Origin of the sequence: Pectobacterium nicotianae, assembly GCF_023272715.1 — a bacterium.
Lineage (GTDB): Bacteria > Pseudomonadota > Gammaproteobacteria > Enterobacterales > Enterobacteriaceae > Pectobacterium > Pectobacterium brasiliense.
The window spans coordinates 3,785,293-3,805,792 of sequence record NZ_CP096821.1 but is presented as its reverse complement, the minus strand read 5'-3'; the positions used below and the strand labels follow the sequence as shown (position 1 = coordinate 3,805,792).

The following is a 20,500-nucleotide window of genomic DNA, read 5'->3' as shown; positions in this document are numbered from 1 at the left end:
ATAAAATATGTGGTGAATGATGACGACAAGCTATCTGGCGTTTCCTCAGTTTGATCCCGTGATTTTCTCAATCGGCCCGCTGGCGCTGCACTGGTATGGGCTGATGTATCTGGTGGGTTTTGTATTTGCCATGTGGTTGGCGGTGCGTCGGGCGAATAAACCGGGTAGCGGCTGGACCAAAGATGAAGTAGAAAACCTGCTGTATATGGGGTTCCTTGGGGTCTTCGTCGGTGGGCGTTTGGGCTACGTCCTGTTTTATGCCTTCCCGTCATTTCTTGAAAACCCGCTCTATCTTTTCAAAGTCTGGGATGGCGGTATGTCGTTCCACGGCGGCTTAATGGGCGTTATCTGCGTCATGCTGTGGTTCGCTCATCGTACCAAACGCCATTTCTTCCAGGTTGCTGATTTTATTGCTCCTCTGATTCCTTTCGGGCTTGGTGCTGGCCGACTGGGCAACTTCATCAATGGCGAACTGTGGGGACGCGTGACGACGGATACGCCGTGGGCCATGCTGTTTCCTGGTTCGCGCGGCGAAGATATGGCGCTGGCCGTCAGTAACCCGCAATGGCAGGCGATTTTCAATCAGTACGGCATGCTGCCGCGTCATCCTTCCCAGCTGTATCAAATGATGTTGGAAGGTGTGGCGCTGTTTATCATTCTGAATATCTTTATTCGTAAATCTCGGCCGATGGGCAGCGTTTCAGGGCTTTTCCTGATCGGTTATGGCATGTTCCGAATCATTACTGAATTCTTCCGCCAGCCGGATGCGCAGCTGGGGCTGTTCGGCGGCCTGTTCAGCATGGGGCAAATTCTGTCTCTGCCGATGGTGATCGCTGGTATTCTGATGATGGTCTGGGCCTACCGCCGTCAGCCTGCACAGCAATAATCCGCCGTCCTTCTTTAATATTTGTGGTGAGGTAGTATGAAACAGTATCTGGATCTGATGAAAAAAGTGCTTGAAGAGGGCACGCCGAAAGCCGACCGTACCGGCACGGGCACGCGTTCTATTTTCGGCCATCAGATGCGTTTCAACTTGCAGGACGGGTTTCCGCTGGTTACCACCAAAAAATGCCACCTGCGTTCGATTATTCATGAGTTGCTCTGGTTCCTGAACGGCGATACCAATGTTGCTTATCTGCATGAAAATAAAGTCAGTATTTGGGACGAATGGGCGGATGAGAACGGCGATTTGGGGCCGGTTTACGGTAAACAGTGGCGTTCGTGGGGCGCTGCCGACGGTCGTGAGATCGACCAGTTGAAGAATGTTCTGACCCAGTTGAGACAAGATCCAGATTCTCGCCGTATTATCGTGTCTGCCTGGAACGTGGGTGAGTTGGACAAAATGGCGCTGGCACCGTGCCACGCGTTTTTCCAGTTCTACGTGGCGGATGGCAAACTCTCTTGCCAGCTTTATCAGCGCTCGTGCGATATCTTCCTCGGTCTGCCGTTCAATATCGCCAGCTATGCGCTGCTGGTGCATATGGTGGCGCAGCAGTGCGATCTGGATGTCGGTGATTTCGTCTGGACTGGCGGCGACACGCATCTGTACAACAACCATCTGGAACAGACGAATCTACAGTTGAGCCGTGAACCACGCGCGCTGCCTAAACTGGTGATTAAGCGCCGTCCGGATACGCTGTTCGACTACCGCTTCGAGGACTTTGAAATCGAGGGATACGATCCACATCCCGCCATCAAAGCACCGGTTGCGATCTAAAGCCTCTCCCATGTTTTCGAGGGCCGCGTCATGCGGCCCTTTTTGTTATTTCTCTTCGTGCAACGGACCTACCGCTTCCTGAATCGATGGTGCTGGGGAGTTTTTAATCCCATCTGCCGCGATAGACATGAGAGTAAATAATTCTTCCTCACTGGTCATTTGCATTTTGCGGCCAGCATGAGATTTCATCTGTCGAGATGACACTGTTGCACGGTAATCTGTCGGCTCTTTATTCATAACCACCTCGCAAAATGACGATTTATTAGCCACATTGTCGCGCATTATTTACTCTTCCTCAATGTGCTATCTCCGATTTGAATACGATATGAACCAGTTGAGTAAATCATCTGCTTTCTCTCACCGTTATTGATTTCATTTCGATCTCCTCATCCTGAGTTCGATTCCTCCTTGCCACCGACTTACTCGGGGTGCGACATTACCTCCTTCACCGCGTGGTTTTTCCTGCTATTCCCTCGTTTTCCCTAGCTCCCCGCACGCTTTTTCTGTTGTTACACCGTTGCAGTAAAACATTGCGAGCCGCCGCGTATAACGTGGTTAACACGCTGTTTTTACAGATAAGACTCACTATCCTGACGCCATGAAAACAGGGAATCGACAACGGCGAGGGTTCACCTTGCTTGAATTATTGGTGGTGCTGACGATTGTGGCGCTAATGGCGGGCGGTGGTTTGCATGGCTGGATGCAGTACCAACAGGCAATCCGTCTGGAACAGAGTGCGCAGCAACTGCTGGACTTTTTGAGTCGGGTTCAGGCGAATGCTTACTGGCATAACGAAACCCGTACGGTGAAGCTCATACCGCAGGGGGAGCTATGGTGCATGGTGGCGGGGCAGAATGAAAAACAGGCAGAGGAGACGTGCCGTGAGAACCATTCGGGGCAGTTCGTTCGCCGTACGCAAGATGTTGTGCTGGCAAAGTTCACAAGCAACGTTTTTACGTTCTTTGGCTTGCGTAACGCGGCACAGGCTGGGCACATCTCGTTGTCGAATTCTGCGGGTCAGCTACGCCTCATCATCTCGGTGAGAGGACGTATACGTCTGTGCAGCGAGGCGCAGGTTGTCCTGGCGATTCCCCTATGCTGAAACCGCTCGTGTTTAAACAAACAAAATTGAGGCAACCAAGGCCGGAGTATAAGCAGCGTGGATTCACTCTGCCGGAAATCCTGTTAGCACTGAGTTTAGGGAGTCTGATTATGCTGTCGGCGGCGCAGTTGTATCCTCTGCTACGCAGTCAAAGCCAGGACAGCGCACAGCTTTTCCGGCTGGAGCAATTGTTCAGTCAGGTGGCGATGGGGGTTGAGAAAGATATCCGTCGTGCTGGTTTTTGTGCGGGAACCTGTCAGGGAAAGGCAATTAGCATAGGGAAGTATCCGGGCGAGGCGGAAAACAGCTGTCTGAATGTCTCTTACGATCTGAACCGAAATGGGGTTTGGGATGGTGGGGAACAGCAGGATGCCGAGTCTTTTGGCTATCGCCTGCGCGGTCGGTCGTTGGAAATCCAGAGTGGGGCGCATAACTGTCAGGGCGACAGGTGGGAGAAGCTGTTTGATCCGCAAGAGGTGGTGCTCACGGTGTTCCGGTTACAGCGCCTGTCTGCACAAAATGATGCGGCGTTATATGAATTACAGCTCGCTGGTTATTGGGCCAAGCGTCCTGCCGTTCGGCAGCATACTTCCCGCCTTATTCTTGGTCGCAACCAATGAGAAAAGGACATCAGGAGGGAAGTGGAACGCTGGCTATGGTGCTGCTCATCGCCATTATCGGCCTGCTGTTGATGTCTGGTTTGCAGCGCCAGCTTGATGCTGCCATTCAGGTGGGGAACGATGAACGGCACTATCTGCGAGCGTTCAATCAGGCATTGTCCTCGCTGAACTGGGGAAGGGGACAGCATTGGAGCACGCTAACGGAAAACTGGCAGTGCCAGCAGTTGTCGGCAGAACAGCTCGTAGTGTGCCTGCGTGCGGCCTCGGATGGAGAGCAAGGATTACTGCGTGGCGAAGGGGCTCTCCCTGCTTCAGCGCGACCGTTGACGTTGTACCAACGGGTGTCCTTTTCGGCACTGTCGTCGGGCCAGATTGCGATTAAACCATTGGGTAACGGCTGGCTGGATTTTTGTCCTGATAAGGAGGCGACACGCTGTGATGCAACGGAATAGCGCGCTGAACAAGGGGATTGTGAGCCACCAATCTGGCTTTAGCCTGCCGGAGACGCTGGTGGCGGCGCTGCTGTTTGCCGTGTCGCTGATGGGGCTACTGCAATATCACCAAATCTTGCAGCAGTCATTTCAACACCAGTTGCAGCAGCGTCAGGCCTGGCGATTTGCGATGCAGCAGTTGGAGGCCTATGAAGCGGGTGTTCGGTATAATCCGTCTGATATTGATAATACCGCGTCTCTTGCGAGTAAAAACTGGCAGTTTAGTGTGTCAGAGCAGCTCCAGAATGGAGAATGCCGTCAGGTAACGGCAAGAGTCATGACGCCACGTCGCTATCAGGCTACACTAAACCGTTGGTTTTGCCTGTCATCGCCTGTTGGGTAGGCATACTTGGGTAAACTATGAACTATAAATCGTAAGCCGCGGCGAGCAGGAGCCAGAATGTTTAGAATCTATCACTCTAATCAGTTAGATATCTTGAAAAGACTGATGGTTGAGCTGATAAAACGTCAGCCGCTTGCGGATCCCTTCCAGCAGGAAGTGATTTTAGTTCAAAGCCCGGGGATGGCGCAGTGGCTGCAAATTGAACTGGCTGGACACTTCGGGATTGCTGCCAATATTCAATTCCCGCTGCCCGGTGTTTTTTTGTGGAATATGTGTCGCCATGTGCTGCCGGATATTCCAAAAGAAAGCGCCTTCAGCAAGGATGCGATGACGTGGAAGCTCATGCATTTGCTGCCCGATTTGTTGACTCAGCCTGATTTTGCGGCCCTTAACCACTATTTGCAGGATGACGATAACCAGCGCAAGCTGCATCAGCTTGCCGGACGCGTAGCGGATCTTTTCGATCAATACCTGATTTATCGCCCGGAATGGATCAAGGCATGGCAAGAAGGGAAACAGGTTGACGATCTCGGCGGGAATCAGCTGTGGCAGTCCGCGCTGTGGCGCGCGCTGGTGGATTACACGCGCGAGCTGGCGCAGCCCGAATGGCACCATGCGATTCTGTATCAACGCTTTATTACTGCGTTAGAACAGGCAAGAACGTGCCCGAAAGGCCTGCCGCCACGCGTTTTTATCTGCGGTATTTCGGCGTTACCCCCCATCTATTTACAGGCGTTGAACGCACTGGCGCGCCATATTGATGTGCACCTGCTATTTACCAATCCCTGTCGCCATTACTGGAGTGACATTCAGGATTATAAATTTCTGGCGAAGCTAAAAGCCCGCAACCGCCGCTTACATCGCTTTGATGGCGAACAGACTGATGAAACCCGCCCGCTCTTTCGCGATCCTTCACAGGCAGAAACGTTGTTCAACGACGACGGTAAACAGTCGATTAATAATCCGCTGCTGGCATCGTGGGGAAAGCTGGGGCGCGATAACCTGTATCTGCTGGCTGATTTGGATAGCGTGCAGGAGATCGACGCTTTTGTTGAGTCGGATGGCGAAAATCTGCTGCAAACCTTGCAGCGCGATATTCTTGAGTTGGAAGACCACGCGGTAGTGGCCGTCAGCCATGAAACGCAGAACACCAGCATGCAAAAACGCCTGCTGGCTCTCGACGATCGTTCGATCGATTTCCACGCTTGCCACAGCCCGCAGCGTGAAGTGGAAGTGCTTCACGATCGGCTGCTGGCCATGATGGCTGACGATCCTGAACTGATGCCGCGCGATGTCATTGTGATGATGGCGGATATCGACAGCTATACGCCGTTTATTCAGGCGGTGTTTGGCAACGCGCCAGATAACCGCTACCTGCCTTTTGCCATCTCCGATCAGCGTGCGCGACATGCGCATCCCGCCTTGCAGGCGGTAATCAGCCTGCTAGATTTACCGACGAGCCGTTTTACGGCGGAACAGGTTCTGGCATTGCTTGAAGTGCCCGCGCTGGCCGCGCGTTTCGGTATTCAGGAAGAAGGGCTACGGCGTCTGCGCCTGTGGGTGGTGGAATCCGGTGTGCGCTGGGGACTGGATGACGACAACGTACGCGATCTGATGCTGCCGCCAACAGGGCAGCATACGTGGCGTTTTGGCCTGACGAGAATGCTGCTGGGCTATGCGATGGACAGTCAGGTCGGCGATTGGCAGGGTGTGCTGCCTTATGATGAATCCAGCGGATTGATTGCGGAACTGGCCGGTCAACTGGCTGAACTGCTGATGCAGATCCACCATTGGCGTCAGCGCCTGTCTCAGCCGCGCGTGCTTGTTGATTGGTTACCGTTATGTCGAGAGCTGATCGAAACCTTCTTTGACGCTGACAGTGAGACCGAAGCGGCGCTGGCATTAGTTGAAAAACAGTGGCAGTACGTGATTGGTATGGGCACGATGGCGCATTATCCGCAACAGGTACCAATCTCCCGGTTACGTGATGAACTGTCGCGTCGTCTCGATCAGGAGCGACTCAGCCAGCGTTTTCTTGCTGGTTCGATCAACTTTTGTACGCTGATGCCGATGCGTTCCATTCCGTTCAAGGTTGTGTGTTTGTTGGGCATGAATGACGGCGTTTATCCTCGAACGCTTCCACCTCTCGGATTCGATCTGATGGGGCGGAAAATCAAGCGCGGCGATCGTAGCCGACGTGATGATGACCGCTATCTATTTCTTGAGGCGCTGCTGTCGGCGCAGCACAAACTCTATATCAGCTATATCGGGCGCTCGATCCAGGATAATACGCGTCGCTATCCTTCCGTATTGGTCAGCGAACTGACGGAATATATCGCGCAAAGTTACGTCCTGCCGGGCGATGAAGCGCTGGATATCGATAGCAGCGCGGAGCGCGTGGTGAAGCACCTTTGCCGCGAACATAGCCGTATGCCTTTTGATGCGAATAACTTCCTGTCTGCACCGCAGCCGTTGAGTTTTGCGGCCGAGTGGCTGGCGGCGGCGAACCGAAAAGGGGAAGCTCAGCCTGATTTCGATCGCGAAGCGCTGTCCGCAAGAGCGAGTGATAGGGATGTCAGTCTGGACGATTTGAAGCGTTTTTATCGTCATCCTGTGCGAGCCTTTTTTCAACTGCGGCTTGGTGTGAGTTTTATGCTGCACAGCGATGAGCTGTTGGATGAAGAGCCCTTTGTGGTTGATAGCCTTAACCGCTATCAGTTGAATAGCGAGTTGCTTAATACCTTGATTAATGAAGGCGATACGGAAAAACTGTATCGCCGTGCCAGAGCCGCGGGTGAGTTACCCTATGGTGCGTTCGGCGAAATTTACTGGCAGGAACAGCAGCAGGAGATGGCGCAGTTGGCTGCGCGTGTGCGTGATGAATTAACGCCGTCGCTGTCGGTGAGTCGGGAAGTCGATATCCTCCTTGACGGCGTGCGCGTCAGCGGCTGGCTGAATCAGGTGCAGCCGGATGGTTTGCTGCGCTGGCGTCCCGGCACGCTTTCCATGAAGGATGGCATTACGCTGTGGTTGGAGCATCTGGCCTACTGTGCAACGGGCGGGCAGGGTGAAAGCCGACTGTATGGGCGGGAAGAGACGGCGTGGCGCTTTGCTGCCTTGTCGGAAGTACAGGCCAGAGAACATTTGGCTGTCATGCTGGATGGTTATCGTCAGGGAATGAGCAAGCCGCTGTTATTGCTCAATAAAGCGGGGAGCGCCTGGCTGGCTGAATGTTATGATCGCGAAAGCGATAGCCTGCGGTCGGATGAGGAGGCGCAGAACAAAGCGCGCGCCCGTTTACTGCAAGCATGGCAGGGCAACATGGGAATGCGGGGTGAGGGGGAGGATTATTACCTGCAACGCATTATCCGTGAGTTGGATGAAAAGCGAATGAATGAGGTGATTGAAGCGGCGCAAATCTGGCTACTGCCACCGTTCCGCTCTAATCTGGCGTGATGAGTTTGTTTTGGGTAATGCCCGAGTCGATTTCGAGGTGCGAGAAGATAACGCACTGTAACGTGAAAAGTGATGGATATGAAGTTGGAGAATTGCATGCGTAAACAGTGGGTCTGGATTACCGGGTGGTTTCTTTTATTCACATTCTGGCTTCCGGCGAGTTGGGCTGATACGGGCTGGCAGCCGCTGGCTCAGACGATTCGAAAAAGCGAAAAAGATCCGCGGCAATATCAGGCGATCAAACTGGATAATGGAATGACCGTTCTGCTGGTTTCCGATCTGCAGGCACCCAAATCGCTGGCATCACTGGCGCTGCCTATTGGCTCGCTGGACGACCCCAATAATCAACTGGGATTAGCGCACTACCTCGAACACATGGTGCTGATGGGATCGAAACGTTACCCAGAGCCAGAGGCGCTGTCCGAGTTTTTGAAAAAGCATGGCGGTAGCCACAATGCCAGCACGGCGTCTTACCGCACGGCGTTTTATCTGGAAGTGGAAAATGACGCACTGCGGCCAGCTGTCGATCGGATGGCGGACGCGATTGCGGAACCGCTGCTCGATCCGGTGAATGCCGATCGTGAGCGTAATGCGGTCAATGCGGAATTAACGATGGCGCGTTCGCGCGATGGTCACCGCATGGCGCAGGTAGGGGCGGAAACGCTGAACCCGGCGCACCCAAGCGCGCGTTTTTCGGGTGGCAATCTTGAAACCCTGAGCGATAAACCCGGCAGCAAACTGCATGATGAGCTGGTGAAGTTCTATCAGCAATATTACTCCGCCAACCTGATGAAAGGGGTGATTTACAGCAATCAACCTCTGCCTGAACTGGCGAAACTGGCGGTTGATACCTTCGGGCGCATTCCTAATCACAACGCCAGCGTTCCTGCGGTTACCGTTCCTGTGACGACGGAAAAGCAGCGCGGCGTAATGATTCACTATGTTCCTGCTCAGCCGAGAAAACAGCTGCGCATTGAGTTTCGCGTCAGCGATATTAGCCAGGAATTTCGCAGCAAGACGGATACCTACATAAGCTATCTGCTTGGCAACCGCAGCCAGAATACGCTCTCTGACTGGTTGCAAAAGGAAGGGCTGGTTGAGTCTATCGGTGCGGGTTCTTCGCCGATCATCGACCGTAATGGCGGCATGTTCGCTATTTCAGCCTCGCTGACCGATAAAGGCCTGGCACAGCGTGATGAAGTGATCGCTGCGATATTCCGTTACCTGCAACAAATCCGCACAGAAGGGATTCAGCAGCGCTATTTTGATGAGATCGCGCATGTTCTGGATCTGGATTTCCGCTATCCATCCATCAGCCGTGATATGGACTACATCGAATGGTTGGTTGATACCATGCTGCGCGTGCCGGTCGAACATACGCTGGATGCGCAGTATGTTGCCGATCGCTACGATCCGAAAGCTATCGCCGCACGACTGGACGAGATGACGCCGCAGAACGCGCGCGTCTGGGTCATCAGCCCGAATGAGCCGCATAATAAAGTGGCCTATTTTGTCGATGCGCCGTACGAGATGAATAAAATCCCGTCAGCCACATTCGCAAAATGGAAAACGCTGGGGCAGAAAATGTCACTGTCGTTGCCGACGATCAACCCCTATATCCCGGATGATTTCTCCCTGATCAAAGCCGATAAGGCGATCACTAAACCGACACTTCTGCTGAATCAGCCGGGGCTGCGCGTGCTGTATATGCCAAGCCACTACTTCGCTGATGAGCCGAAAGCGGAAATCACGCTATTCCTGCGTAATCAGGAAGCGCGCAGTACCGCCCGTAATCAGGTGCTGTTTGCGTTAAACGATTATCTGGCAGGTCTGGCGCTGGATGAACTCAGCTATCAGGCTTCGATCGGCGGCATCAGTTTCTCCACCCGTAGCAATGATGGTCTGGTGATTAGCGCCAATGGCTATACCCAGCATTTGCCACGGTTGCTGCTGACGTTGGCGGATGGCTACGCCTCCTTTACCTCGACGGAAGCACAGCTGGAGCAGGCGAAATCCTGGTACATACAGCAATTGGATGCGGTAGAGAAATCAAAAGCTTTTGAACAGGCGTTACAGCCGGTTCAGGCGATATCGCAATTGCCTTACTTTGAGCGTGCAGAACGTCGTAACCTGCTGAAGGATATCCGTTTACAGGACGTGGTTAACTACCGCAAAGACCTGCTGCAAAAAGCCACGCCGGAAATGCTGGTCGTCGGCAATCTGGCACCAGAACGAGTTACCGAGCTGGCGAATACGCTGAAGGCGCATCTGAAGGCTGGTGGCGAGAATCTGTCGCGCAGCGATGATGTCAAAGTCAGTAAGCCGCAGCTTGCTAATCTACAGCGCCCGGGCAGCAGCACGGATTCTGCGTTAGCAGCGGTGTATGTACCGACGGGGTATTCGGAAACGGAAAGCATGGCGTATAGCTCGGTGCTGGGGCAGATCGTTCAGCCTTGGTTCTACAGCCAACTGAGAACGGAAGAGCAACTGGGTTACGCGGTGTTTGCCTTCCCGACGACGGTCGGCCGACAGATGGGCATTGCCTTCCTGCTGCAAAGCAACAGCAAACAGCCTGCTTATCTGTATCAGCGTTATGAAGATTTTTACCTGAAAGCGCAAAAACGACTGCGTGAAATGAGTGAAGAAGAGTTCACGCAGTATAAGCAGGGCGTGATGAATGAACTGAACCAGCGTCCGCAAACCTTAGGTGAAGAGGCTAGCCGACTGCGTCGCGATCTGGATCGGGAAAACTTCGCTTTTGATTCACGCGAGAAACTGCTCGAACAAATCAAACCGCTGACGGTCACGCAACTGGCAGACTTCTTCCAGAAGGCGCTGAAGCCTGAAGGATTGGCGATTCTGTCGCAGGTTTCCGGCAGCCATCATGGTAAAGCCGACTATGCCGCACCGAAAGGATGGCATACCTACGCGGATGCGTCTTCATTGCAGAAAACGTTACCGCGTGAGAAAGCGCCTACGATGATCCCTGCGCCAGCAGCATCGACAGCGGTCGGTAAGGTTTCAGCAGAATGAAAAATGCCGCGCCGCAATCATTAGACGTTATGACGTTGCCGCTCCTCGGGGAGCGGCTGATTGAGGCGTCGGCCGGAACGGGGAAAACCTATACGCTGGCTGCGCTTTACCTGCGCCTGCTATTGGGGCTGGGGAAGCAAGCCGCGTATCCACGCCCACTACTGGTCGAGGAAATTCTGGTTGTGACCTTTACGGAGGCTGCGACCGAAGAGCTGCGGGAGCGTATTCGTGCCAGAATTCACGCGTTGCGCATCGCCTGCCTGCGTAAAAGCGCGCAGGGTGAAGAGGCAGAGAAGCCTAAAGATACGTCGCTAGCGCAGCTGCTGGCGGAGATTTCGGATCACCGCGATGCGGCCGACGTATTGCTGGCGGCCGAACGACAAATGGACGAAGCGGCGATCTACACGATCCACGGCTTCTGCCAGCGTATGCTCAGTACCAATGCGTTTGAATCCGGCGTGCTTTTCGAACAGGTGCTGATAGAAGATGAACAGCCGCTGCGCCGTCAGGCCTGCGCTGATTTCTGGCGTCGTTACTGCTATCCGCTGCCAGTCGAAGTCGCACGCATTGTCGGTCTGGAGTGGAAAGGGCCGGAAAACCTGTTGGCCGATCTGGCGCCTTATCTGCACGGTGAAGCGCCTGCGTTTCGCTTGCCGCCAGAAGAAGATGAAACGCTGCTGAGTCGACATGAGAAGATCGTGGCGACGATCGATGCATACAAACAACATTGGCTGGCGTCAGCCGCGGATCTGGAAGCGCTGATTAGTGCTTCTGGCGTCGATAAACGCAGCTACAGCAGTAAGCATCTTCCCAACTGGCTACAGAAAGTCACGCTGTGGGCAGAGCAGCCGACGCTGGATTATCAACTGCCGAAAGATCTGGTGAGATTTTCCCAGCAAACGCTAATCGAGAAAACGAAGAAAGGCGAACCGCCTGTCCATACCCTCTTTGAGGAGACCGAACGGCTGCTTGAAGCGCCACTGTCGCTGCGCGATTTAGTCATTGTTCGCGCGCTGTCGGCGATCCGCGAGTCGGTGAGTGAGGAAAAACGACAGCGAGCAGAACTGGGGTTTGACGATCTGCTGAGCCGTTTGGATGTTGCGTTGCAACAGCCTGGCGGGGAACAGCTTGCCAGCGCCATTCGCGAACGCTATCCGGTGGCGATGATCGATGAATTTCAGGATACCGATCCTCAACAGTACCGTATTTTCCGAACGCTGTACGTCGGGCAGCCGCAGTGTGGGCTATTGCTGATCGGTGACCCTAAGCAGGCTATTTATGCGTTTCGCGGTGCGGATATTTTTACCTACATGCACGCGCGCGGAGAAGTCGCTGCGCATTATACGCTGGGTACGAACTGGCGCTCGTCGCACCAGATGGTACATGGCGTTAATCGTCTGTTTGAACGCCTCGACTCTCCTTTTATTTTTCAAAACATTCCTTTCCTGCCGGTCAAGCCTGCTGAGTCTAAGCGCGGTTTGGTGTTTGAGGTCGCGGGGCAGCCTCAGCCTGCGCTGCAATTCTGGCTAACGGGTTCAGAACCGATTGGCGTAGGAGATTATCAACAGCAGATGGCGCGTCAGTGTGCGGCGCAGATTCGTGACTGGCTGGCGGCCAGTCAGCGCAATGAAGCCTGGCTGGTTACTGACGACTCCCGCCGTTTGGTCAGGGCATCCGACATGAGTGTGCTGGTGCGTAGCCGGCGTGAAGCCTCGCTGATTCGTGACGCGCTGAGCCGTTTGTCCATTCCCTCTGTATATCTGTCCAATCGCGACAGCGTATTCAGCACGCCGGAAGCCAGTGATATGTTGTGGCTGTTGCAGGCGGTGCTGGCACCGGAACAGGAACGCACGTTACGCAGCGCGATGGCGACGGCTCTGATGGGGCTGGATGCCGAACAGGTTGATGCATTAGGTCAAAGCGAAGCCGCGTGGGATGCGTTGGTAGATGAATTTGCGGGCTACCGTACTCTGTGGCGTCAGCGCGGCGTACTGCCGATGCTGCGTGCGCTGATGAACCAACATCAGCTGGCGGAGAACCTGCTGGCGAGCGCGGAGGGTGAACGCCGCATTACCGATATTCTGCATATCGGTGAGTTATTGCAGGATGCCTCTGCAACCCTTGATAGCGAACATGCGCTGGTGCGCTGGTTATCACAGCAGATTGTCCAACCTAATCCGCAGGCAGAGAATCAGCAGCTACGTCTGGAAAGCGATCGTCACCTGGTGCAGATCGTGACGATCCATAAATCGAAAGGGCTCGAATACCCGCTGGTATGGCTGCCTTTCATCAGTAACTTCCGCGTGCAGGATCAGGGGATTTATCACGATCGCGAGAGCTATCAGGCTGTATTGGATCTGCAAAACAATGAAGAAAGCCAGACGCTAGCGGAAGAAGAGCGGCTGGCGGAAGATTTACGTTTGCTGTATGTCGCGCTAACCCGTTCTATCTACCACTGTAGCGTAGGCGTTGCGCCGGTTCAGCGATCGCGTAAGAAAGACGGCAGCAGCGATATGCACCAGAGCGCGCTGGGCTATTTACTCCAGCGCGGTAAAGAAGCTGAAGCTGCCACGTTAGTCAGCGAGCTGGAAGGCATGGTTGGCGACGGTATCGCATTAACGCCGCTACAGGCGACGGAAGAACAGCGTTGGCAGCCGGATAGACCGGAACTGGCAGAGCTGCGGGCTCGCCACATCGAACGCCAGCTGCGCGACGGCTGGCGAGTAACCAGCTATTCGGGGCTTCAGCAGCAGGGTTCTGCAAGCGCGCAGGATCTGGTGCCGCGTCTGGATATCGAAGCGATAGGCGAGCGGCAGGAGGCGGATGAAACCCAGCTGACGCCGCATACGTTCCCGCGCGGCGCGAGTCCGGGAACGTTTTTGCATAGCCTGTTTGAAACGCTGGATTTTACTCAGCCCGTTGAGGATGACTGGCTAGCCGAGCAGTTGCAACTACAGGGATTTGAAGCGCACTGGCACCCGGTGTTAAAGGCGTGGATGGATACGCTTTTGCATACGCCGCTTAATGAGCAAGGGATCGTGCTATCGTCGCTGGATAACGCCGATAAGCAGGCCGAATTACAGTTCTATATACCGATTGATGCGCCAATACAGGCGGCGCAGCTCGATCGGCTGGCGAAACATCACGACTCGCTATCTGCACGCTGTCCGGCGCTCTCTTTTCAGCAGGTGAAAGGCATGCTGAAAGGGTTTATCGATCTGGTGTTCCGCTGGGAAGGGCGCTATTACCTGCTGGACTATAAGTCCAATTGGCTCGGCCCTGATGCCAGTGCGTACACCCAAACAGCCATGATGCAGTCGATGGCCGAACATCGCTATGACCTGCAATACCAGCTCTACACGCTGGCTTTGCATCGCTATCTCCGTCATCGCATTGCGGATTATGACTATGAGCGCCACTTTGGCGGGGTGTTTTATCTGTTTTTACGCGGCGTTGAAGCGTCTCACCCCGGCAATGGCATCTTTGCCTGTCGTCCCTCTGCTGAATTTGTTTTCGGGCTTGATGCGCTCTTTAAGGGAAAGACGCCTGACGATGCTGATACAGGAGTTCCCTCATGATTGCGTTACTTGAAATGGCGCTGACGCGGCGGTTACTGCGCCCGCTGGATGTTCAGTTCGCCAGAATGCTGGCGGATGAGACAAAGCCCGATCTGCTGTTGGCCGCGGCCTGCCTGAGTGCACATTCGGGCGCGGGGCACGTGTGTTTGCCGCTGGAGAACTTGCAGGCCCAGACGCTGTTTGACGGCCGCGAGCCTGAGCTGGCACAACAGCTGCTCACGGAGGCAGGGCTAAACACGGTTGCCGCATGGCGGCAGCGCTTACTGACGTCCGATGCCGTCAGCGACGGCAGCCAGCCGACGCCGCTGGTGCTGCAAGGAGAAAAGCTGTATTTACAGCGTAGCTGGCAGAGTGAAGGCCGCGTGGCGCGGTTTATCGCCAGCGAGCGCGATACGATCCCCGTTGATGAACCAGCGATCCGAGCGGTTCTGGATCGGCTGTTTCCTGACGTGGGCGAAGGGGTTAACTGGCAGAAGGTCGCTGCGGCTGTCGCCTTGACGCGCCGCATTGCGGTGATTTCCGGCGGGCCGGGAACGGGGAAAACCACGACGGTGGCCAAATTGCTGGCGGCGCTAATTGAGCTGAATACGGGAGAAACGTTACGTATTCAACTGGCTGCGCCGACCGGGAAAGCGGCTGCGCGGCTCACGGAATCGCTGGGGCAGGCTCTGCACCGTCTTGCGGTGGATCCATTGTTGCGGGATGCGTTTCCGCAGGAAGCGACAACCCTGCACCGGCTGTTGGGGGCGGTGACAGACAGTCAGCGCCTGCGTCACCATCAGGACAACCCGTTACATTTGGATGTGCTGATTGTGGATGAGGCGTCGATGGTCGATCTGCCGATGATGGCAAACGTGATCGCCGCGCTTCCGCCACACGCCAGAATTATCTTTCTGGGTGACCGCGATCAGCTGGCGTCCGTCGAGGCGGGTGCGGTGTTGGGCGATATCTGTCGTTTTGCCGAGGCTGGCTATAGCCGTGCACGGGCGCAGCAATTGCAGCGGCTGACGGGCTGTAAGCTGGATGAACGCGGTCCTGAAGGGCAAACGACAGTCAGTGACAGTATCTGTCTGTTGCGCCGGAGCTACCGTTTCGATCCGCATTCCGGTATTGGCCAACTGGCGCTGGCGGTGAACGGCGGCGATGATGCTCGTGTGCGTACGGTGTTAAACGGCGAGTTTGCTGACATTACCTGTAGCCCGTTAACCGAGGCTGAAGAGTATCAGGCCATGCTGGCGCAGTGTGTCGCAGGGTATCGTGATTATCTGCAACTTATTGCGACGGGAGCCACGCCGGACGCTGTGCTGCTTGCCTTCCAGCGCTATCGCCAGCTATGTGCATTGCGCGAAGGGCCATTTGGCGTAGCAGGGCTGAATCAGCGCATCGAGCAGGCTTTGCATCAGGCTAGGCTGATTCAGCGTAGCCGTAATCCGCTTAACCGCTGGTATCCCGGCCGACCGGTCATGATTGAACGTAACGATGCCGCATTAGGCCTGTTCAATGGGGATATCGGTATTGCCATGATGGGAGACAACGGAGAGCTGCGCGTATTTTTCCCGTTGCCAAATGGCGAAACCAAAGACGTTACGCCAAGCCGTCTGCCGCCGCATGAAACGGCCTATGCGATGACGGTGCATAAATCGCAGGGATCGGAGTTCGATCATACGGCGCTGGTGCTGCCGAACCACTATTTACCGGTGCTGACGCGAGAGCTGGTGTATACCGCCATCACGCGTGCACGCCAGCGTTTGTCACTCTATACCGATGTCCGCATTCTCTGTCGGGCGGTGAAAACGCCAACGCAGCGCTATAGCGGCCTGGAAGAGAGAATTAGCGCGCTGATGAATGGCGATACACCTTAACGCATTTGCGTTGCAGACTGGCAAGGCCCACGGCGGGCCGAGTCGGTAAAGGCAGCTAACGTACATGCAGTTTGACGTGTGGCGGATAGAACGTCAGGTGGTTAGAACGTCAAATGAATAGAGCGTCAAATGAATAGAACGTCAAATGAATAGAACGTCAGGCGGATTCGCGTTCAATCAGCGAAAAACCGATATCCACGATAGGGGAGGGCACGCTTTTCCCCTCAATCTTTTCTGCCAGCATTGCCGCCGCGTCGGTGCCGATCTTCCAGCGATCGACTCTGACCGTGGTAATGGTCGGTGTGCTGTGTGCAGCGAAATCGAGATCGCCAAACCCCATGACTGCCAGTTGCTTCGGTACGTCTAATCCTCTGGCGGCGGCTTCGATCATCACGCCCTGCGCCAGCGTATCGGAACTGCAAATAATGGCATCAAAGTCCTCTCCATCGGCGAGCAGATCGCTCAGCCCTTGACGTCCTAACGCCAGCGTCGCAGGCCACGGGGCAATGGCTTCATACACGTAGCTTCCCGGCTGTTTTTGTATGACGTCGTAAATCCCTTTCTTACGCAATCCGGCACGTGCGTCTTCAGTCCACACCAGACCGAAGCGTGAATGTCCTTTGCCCAGCAAATAATGCCCGATGGCGTTCCCGATGCTTTCATGAGAAAAACCGACCAGCATATCGAGCGGCGTCGGGGTGAGATCCCAGATTTCGACGACGGGGATCGTGGCGTTGAGCAGAAGACGTTTGAGCTCGGGCGTGTGGTGAATTCCGGTGAGGACGATGCCGTCCGGGCGACGAGAAAGCAGGGTAGCGACAAGCTCTGCCTCGGATTCATTGGTATAGCCAGCGACGCACAGCAGCATGTGGTAACCGCGTGCGGCCAGCTCATCGCTGATCGCCTGAACAGTATCAACGAACATGTTGTTATTGATTTGTGGCACCACTACGGCAATCAGCTTACTGCGTCGGGAGGCGAGCCCGCCCGCTAACATATTGGGGATATAACCCGTGGCGCGGACGGCTTCCATCACCTTGTTCACGGTTTCTGCACGAACAATCTTCGGATTGTTCAACGCGCGGCTGACGGTCATGGGCGAAATACCTGCGGCACGCGCCACATCTTCAAGCGTGGGAGCACGTGGCGGCATGCTGCTGGCGTTCTTATCGCGTTTCAATCACGGGTTCCCTTCTGAGGCTGCGCGCGCATTCACATGTCGCTGGATTATCGTTGATGGCACATCGGTTTACCAGTCGCCTGTGTTTCTGAAAACCTGCCGAATTGTCTCGCCTTTTCGGGCTAGCTGGGCTGTATTCCCGCTGTATCCTCTTACTTTTTTTGGTGATTGCGCAATCATTAATTTTGTCTCTCGATGCATGGTTTTATCGTGATAATGATTATTATGTGATCTGCATTGCATGTTTTTTCTTCATTTATCGCTATCTTCCTTCTGTTTATGAATGTTAGCGCAATCATTTTACGAGGTGAGACATGACCATCAGTGCAAATTCAGCAGCGGTTAGCTATGCAAAAGTCACGAACGTCAGAACGGCCGCCGAGTCGGGCGATCGAATCGAATGGGTAAAACTCTCTCTGGCATTTTTGCCGCTGGCAACGCCGGTGAGTGATGCGAAAGTACTGACCGGAAGGCAGAAACCGCTGACCGAAGTTGCCATTATTTTTGCGGAAATCCGCAGTCGTGATGGGTTTGAAGGAGTCGGATTCAGCTATTCCAAGCGGGCGGGTGGACAGGGCATTTATGCTCACGCGAAAGAGATTGCCGATAATCTGCTGGGCGAAGATCCAAACGATATCGATAAGATCTATACCAAGCTGCTGTGGGCTGGCGCATCGGTTGGCCGCAGTGGGATGGCGGTGCAGGCGATTTCTCCGCTCGACATCGCGCTGTGGGATATGAAAGCCAAGCGTGCGGGTTTGCCTCTTTCGAAGCTGCTCGGCTCACACCGTGATTCCGTGCAGTGCTACAACACCTCCGGTGGCTTCCTGCATACGCCATTGGATCAGGTATTAAAGAATGTCGTGATCTCCCGTGAAAGCGGTATCGGTGGGATCAAACTGAAAGTCGGGCAGCCGAATACGGCGGAGGATATCCGTCGCCTCACGGCGGTGCGCGAAGCGCTGGGAGATGACTTCCCGCTGATGGTGGATGCCAATCAACAGTGGGATCGTGAAACGGCGATTCGGATGGGCAGAAAGATGGAAGCCTTTAACCTGATCTGGATTGAAGAGCCGCTGGATGCCTACGATGTGGAAGGCCATGCGGCGCTGACGGCGGCGCTGGATACGCCGATTGCGACTGGCGAGATGTTGACCAGCTTCCGCGAGCATGAACAATTGATCCTCGGTAACGCCAGTGATTTCGTCCAGCCGGATGCACCGCGCGTGGGGGGGATTTCACCTTTCCTGAAAATCATGGACCTGGCCGCGAAGCACGGCCGTAAACTGGCACCGCATTTTGCGATGGAAGTGCACTTGCATCTGGCGGCGGCCTATCCGATTGAGCCCTGGCTGGAACACTTCGAGTGGCTGAATCCGCTCTTCAACGAGCAACTAGAGCTGCGCGATGGGCGCATGTGGGTATCCGATCGTCTGGGGTTAGGATTTACGCTGAGTGAACAGGCAAGGAAGTGGACAACGCTGAGCTGTGAGTTTGGCAAACAGCCATAAGCGGATGAAAACGTCGTGAGAGAATGAAAACAACGTGGCCGATTTTACGATCGGCCACGAGAAGTGTTATCGAGCGGAATAGCTCAGAGATCCAGCACCAGAATCTTCGAGCGACGCTGGTAGTTATACAGCGCCTGCTTTTTCTTCGGCAGCATTTCCACTTCGGCGGGTAAAAAGCCGCGCTCCTGGAACCAGTGGATGCTGTGCGTCGTCAGCACGAACAGCTTTTGCAGACCCTGCTGACGCGCCTGAGCGGCAACGCGCAGTAACAGCATATCGCCGCGCGATGAGCTGCGGTAATCCGGATGAACCGCGACGCAGGCCATTTCGCCGATGCTTTCTTCCGGGAACGGATAAAGTGCGGCGCAGGCGATAGTCAGGTTATCGCGTACCACGACGGTGAATTTGTCGATCTCCATTTCCAACTGCTCGCGTGAGCGTCTGACCAGAATGCCTTGTTCTTCCAGCGGGCGAATCAGCTCCAGAATACCGCCAATATCATTGATGGTCGCACGGCGAACCTGCTCGGCGCTTTCCATCACGATCTGCGTACCGATACCGTCGCGTGAGAACAGTTCTTGCAGCAGCGCGCCGTCGTCCTGATAGCTGATCAGGTGGCTACGGCGTACGCCGCTGCGGCAGGCTTTGACCGCGCCGCGCAGGAACCGGACCGTACCCGAATGGTAATCACCAGCCTGTTCCAGTGCATCAATACGCTGCTGCGCATCGTCAGGGAACAGCTCGGAAATGATGTTGCCTTCTTCATTGGTTACGCCCTGCGAGGAGCAGAAACCGATCATCTTTTCCGCTTTCAGCTTAATAGCGAGCTGGGTTGCGACCTCTTCCGAGGTTAAATTGAAACTTTCACCGGTGACTGAAACCGCAACCGGGCCGAGCAGCACAATTGCACCGCTATTCAGCTGGCGGTGAACGGCTTCTTCATCAATGCGGCGAATACGGCCGCTATGGCAGTAGTCCACACCATCATCCACGCCAAGCGGCTGCGCGATAATAAAGTTACCGCTGACGACATTAATGTGGGCACCTTGCAGCGGCGTGTTGTTCAGGCTCATCGACAGCCGGGCGGTGATGTCCAACTGCAACATTCCTGCCGCCTGCTTGACCAGTTCCAGCGTGGTGCTGTCGGTGATGCGGGTATTTTTATGGTAGAGAGGCTCGTAGTGATGCGTTGTCAGGTTGGCATCGATCTGGGGGCGAGCACCATAAACGACCACCAGCTTGATCCCCAGACTGTGTAGCAGCCCGATATCATTTACGATGCTAGAGAAGTTGGCATGTTCAATGGCTTCGCCACCTAACATGATGACAAACGTTTTGCCACGGTGGGCATTGATATAGGGAACTGAATGGCGGAAGCCCTGAACCAGTTCTGTACTCCGTTCCTTCACTGCGAGCCCTCTTTGCATTTTTATTCGTAATTTCTGTATTTTTATTCTTTATGACGTAAAAGGCAAGAGGAAGTATTAACCAGAAAAGTCAGGATTCTGTTTCATCTTGCTACCATGCCCTAAATAATTCGAGTTGCGTGAAGGCGGCAACCGCGCGAGTCCCCGGGAGCTTACATAAGTAAGTGACTGGGGTGAGCA

At 54.7% G+C, this 20,500-nt stretch carries 14 protein-coding genes; 11 read left to right on the top strand and 3 right to left on the bottom strand.

The window, feature by feature from the left end; translation table 11 throughout:
• Positions 1 to 19 precede the first annotated feature (19 nt).
• Complete coding sequence (gene lgt, locus MYB54_RS16960) at positions 20 to 886, top strand: prolipoprotein diacylglyceryl transferase (RefSeq protein ID WP_010286783.1); 867 nt, start codon at positions 20 to 22, stop codon at positions 884 to 886.
• Positions 887 to 922: 36 nt separating this feature from the next.
• Complete coding sequence (gene thyA / locus MYB54_RS16955; RefSeq protein ID WP_039312476.1) at positions 923 to 1,717, top strand: thymidylate synthase; 795 nt, start codon at positions 923 to 925, stop codon at positions 1,715 to 1,717.
• Between the two features lie 45 nt (positions 1,718 to 1,762).
• Here the strand turns inward: thyA and MYB54_RS16950 are convergent, their stop codons facing one another.
• Positions 1,763 to 1,999: a hypothetical protein gene (locus MYB54_RS16950; protein WP_014914409.1), complete on the bottom strand. Its 237-nt coding sequence runs from the start codon at positions 1,997 to 1,999 to the stop codon at positions 1,763 to 1,765.
• Between the two features lie 316 nt (positions 2,000 to 2,315).
• Here MYB54_RS16950 and MYB54_RS16945 point away from each other — a divergent pair, with 316 nt between their 5' ends.
• The 8 genes from MYB54_RS16945 to recD all read left to right on the top strand — a co-directional run bounded on the left by MYB54_RS16945 (position 2,316) and on the right by recD (position 16,202).
• On the top strand, positions 2,316 to 2,819 hold the full coding sequence (locus MYB54_RS16945; protein WP_248721089.1) for a prepilin peptidase-dependent protein: 504 nt from the start codon (positions 2,316 to 2,318) through the stop codon (positions 2,817 to 2,819).
• Positions 2,813 to 3,439, top strand: a complete 627-nt coding sequence (locus MYB54_RS16940) for a prepilin peptidase-dependent protein (protein ID WP_248721088.1) — start codon at positions 2,813 to 2,815, stop codon at positions 3,437 to 3,439. The genes MYB54_RS16945 and MYB54_RS16940 overlap by 7 nt, the downstream gene beginning before the upstream one ends.
• Positions 3,436 to 3,891 (top strand): YgdB family protein, encoded by a 456-nt coding sequence (locus tag MYB54_RS16935; protein WP_241262334.1) that lies wholly within the window; start codon positions 3,436 to 3,438, stop codon positions 3,889 to 3,891. The genes MYB54_RS16940 and MYB54_RS16935 overlap by 4 nt, the downstream gene beginning before the upstream one ends.
• Positions 3,878 to 4,273 carry a prepilin-type N-terminal cleavage/methylation domain-containing protein gene (locus tag MYB54_RS16930; RefSeq protein WP_039525072.1) on the top strand — a complete coding sequence of 132 codons (396 nt, stop codon included), beginning with the start codon at positions 3,878 to 3,880 and terminating at the stop codon, positions 4,271 to 4,273. Before MYB54_RS16935 ends, MYB54_RS16930 begins: the two co-directional genes overlap by 14 nt.
• Before the next feature lie 57 nt (positions 4,274 to 4,330).
• A complete protein-coding gene (gene recC, locus MYB54_RS16925; protein ID WP_206555232.1) occupies positions 4,331 to 7,729 on the top strand; it encodes an exodeoxyribonuclease V subunit gamma in 3,399 nt (1,132 codons plus the stop codon).
• Positions 7,730 to 7,825: 96 nt separating this feature from the next.
• Entirely contained in the window at positions 7,826 to 10,762 is a 2,937-nt protein-coding gene (ptrA, locus tag MYB54_RS16920; protein WP_206555233.1) for a pitrilysin, read from the top strand.
• A complete protein-coding gene (gene recB, locus MYB54_RS16915; RefSeq protein ID WP_248721087.1) occupies positions 10,759 to 14,340 on the top strand; it encodes an exodeoxyribonuclease V subunit beta in 3,582 nt (1,193 codons plus the stop codon). Before ptrA ends, recB begins: the two co-directional genes overlap by 4 nt.
• Positions 14,337 to 16,202, top strand: coding sequence for an exodeoxyribonuclease V subunit alpha (gene recD, locus MYB54_RS16910; RefSeq protein WP_248721086.1), 1,866 nt, complete (start codon positions 14,337 to 14,339; stop codon positions 16,200 to 16,202). Before recB ends, recD begins: the two co-directional genes overlap by 4 nt.
• A gap of 157 nt (positions 16,203 to 16,359) precedes the next feature.
• On the opposite strand, the gene MYB54_RS16905 is transcribed toward recD, so the two are convergent.
• Complete coding sequence (locus MYB54_RS16905; protein ID WP_371928248.1) at positions 16,360 to 17,382, bottom strand: LacI family DNA-binding transcriptional regulator; 1,023 nt, start codon at positions 17,380 to 17,382, stop codon at positions 16,360 to 16,362.
• A 314-nt stretch (positions 17,383 to 17,696) separates the two neighbouring features.
• Here MYB54_RS16905 and MYB54_RS16900 point away from each other — a divergent pair, with 314 nt between their 5' ends.
• Positions 17,697 to 18,893 (top strand): L-talarate/galactarate dehydratase, encoded by a 1,197-nt coding sequence (locus MYB54_RS16900; protein WP_010286465.1) that lies wholly within the window; start codon positions 17,697 to 17,699, stop codon positions 18,891 to 18,893.
• A gap of 83 nt (positions 18,894 to 18,976) precedes the next feature.
• Here the strand turns inward: MYB54_RS16900 and argA are convergent, their stop codons facing one another.
• Positions 18,977 to 20,320 (bottom strand): amino-acid N-acetyltransferase, encoded by a 1,344-nt coding sequence (gene argA / locus MYB54_RS16895; RefSeq protein ID WP_170310700.1) that lies wholly within the window; start codon positions 20,318 to 20,320, stop codon positions 18,977 to 18,979.
• Positions 20,321 to 20,500 lie beyond the last annotated feature (180 nt).

What these genes read in the sequence shown, in the direction of transcription:
- lgt (WP_010286783.1), top strand. Translation starts at nt 20, where the DNA reads ATGACGACAAGCTATCTGGCGTTTCCTCAGTTTGATCCCGTGATTTTC.
- thyA (WP_039312476.1), top strand. Translation starts at nt 923, where the DNA reads ATGAAACAGTATCTGGATCTGATGAAAAAAGTGCTTGAAGAGGGCACG.
- MYB54_RS16950 (WP_014914409.1), bottom strand. Translation starts at nt 1,999, where the DNA reads ATGCGCGACAATGTGGCTAATAAATCGTCATTTTGCGAGGTGGTTATG.
- MYB54_RS16945 (WP_248721089.1), top strand. Translation starts at nt 2,316, where the DNA reads ATGAAAACAGGGAATCGACAACGGCGAGGGTTCACCTTGCTTGAATTA.
- MYB54_RS16940 (WP_248721088.1), top strand. Translation starts at nt 2,813, where the DNA reads ATGCTGAAACCGCTCGTGTTTAAACAAACAAAATTGAGGCAACCAAGG.
- MYB54_RS16935 (WP_241262334.1), top strand. Translation starts at nt 3,436, where the DNA reads ATGAGAAAAGGACATCAGGAGGGAAGTGGAACGCTGGCTATGGTGCTG.
- MYB54_RS16930 (WP_039525072.1), top strand. Translation starts at nt 3,878, where the DNA reads ATGCAACGGAATAGCGCGCTGAACAAGGGGATTGTGAGCCACCAATCT.
- recC (WP_206555232.1), top strand. Translation starts at nt 4,331, where the DNA reads ATGTTTAGAATCTATCACTCTAATCAGTTAGATATCTTGAAAAGACTG.
- ptrA (WP_206555233.1), top strand. Translation starts at nt 7,826, where the DNA reads ATGCGTAAACAGTGGGTCTGGATTACCGGGTGGTTTCTTTTATTCACA.
- recB (WP_248721087.1), top strand. Translation starts at nt 10,759, where the DNA reads ATGAAAAATGCCGCGCCGCAATCATTAGACGTTATGACGTTGCCGCTC.
- recD (WP_248721086.1), top strand. Translation starts at nt 14,337, where the DNA reads ATGATTGCGTTACTTGAAATGGCGCTGACGCGGCGGTTACTGCGCCCG.
- MYB54_RS16900 (WP_010286465.1), top strand. Translation starts at nt 17,697, where the DNA reads ATGACCATCAGTGCAAATTCAGCAGCGGTTAGCTATGCAAAAGTCACG.
- argA (WP_170310700.1), bottom strand. Translation starts at nt 20,320, where the DNA reads ATGCAAAGAGGGCTCGCAGTGAAGGAACGGAGTACAGAACTGGTTCAG.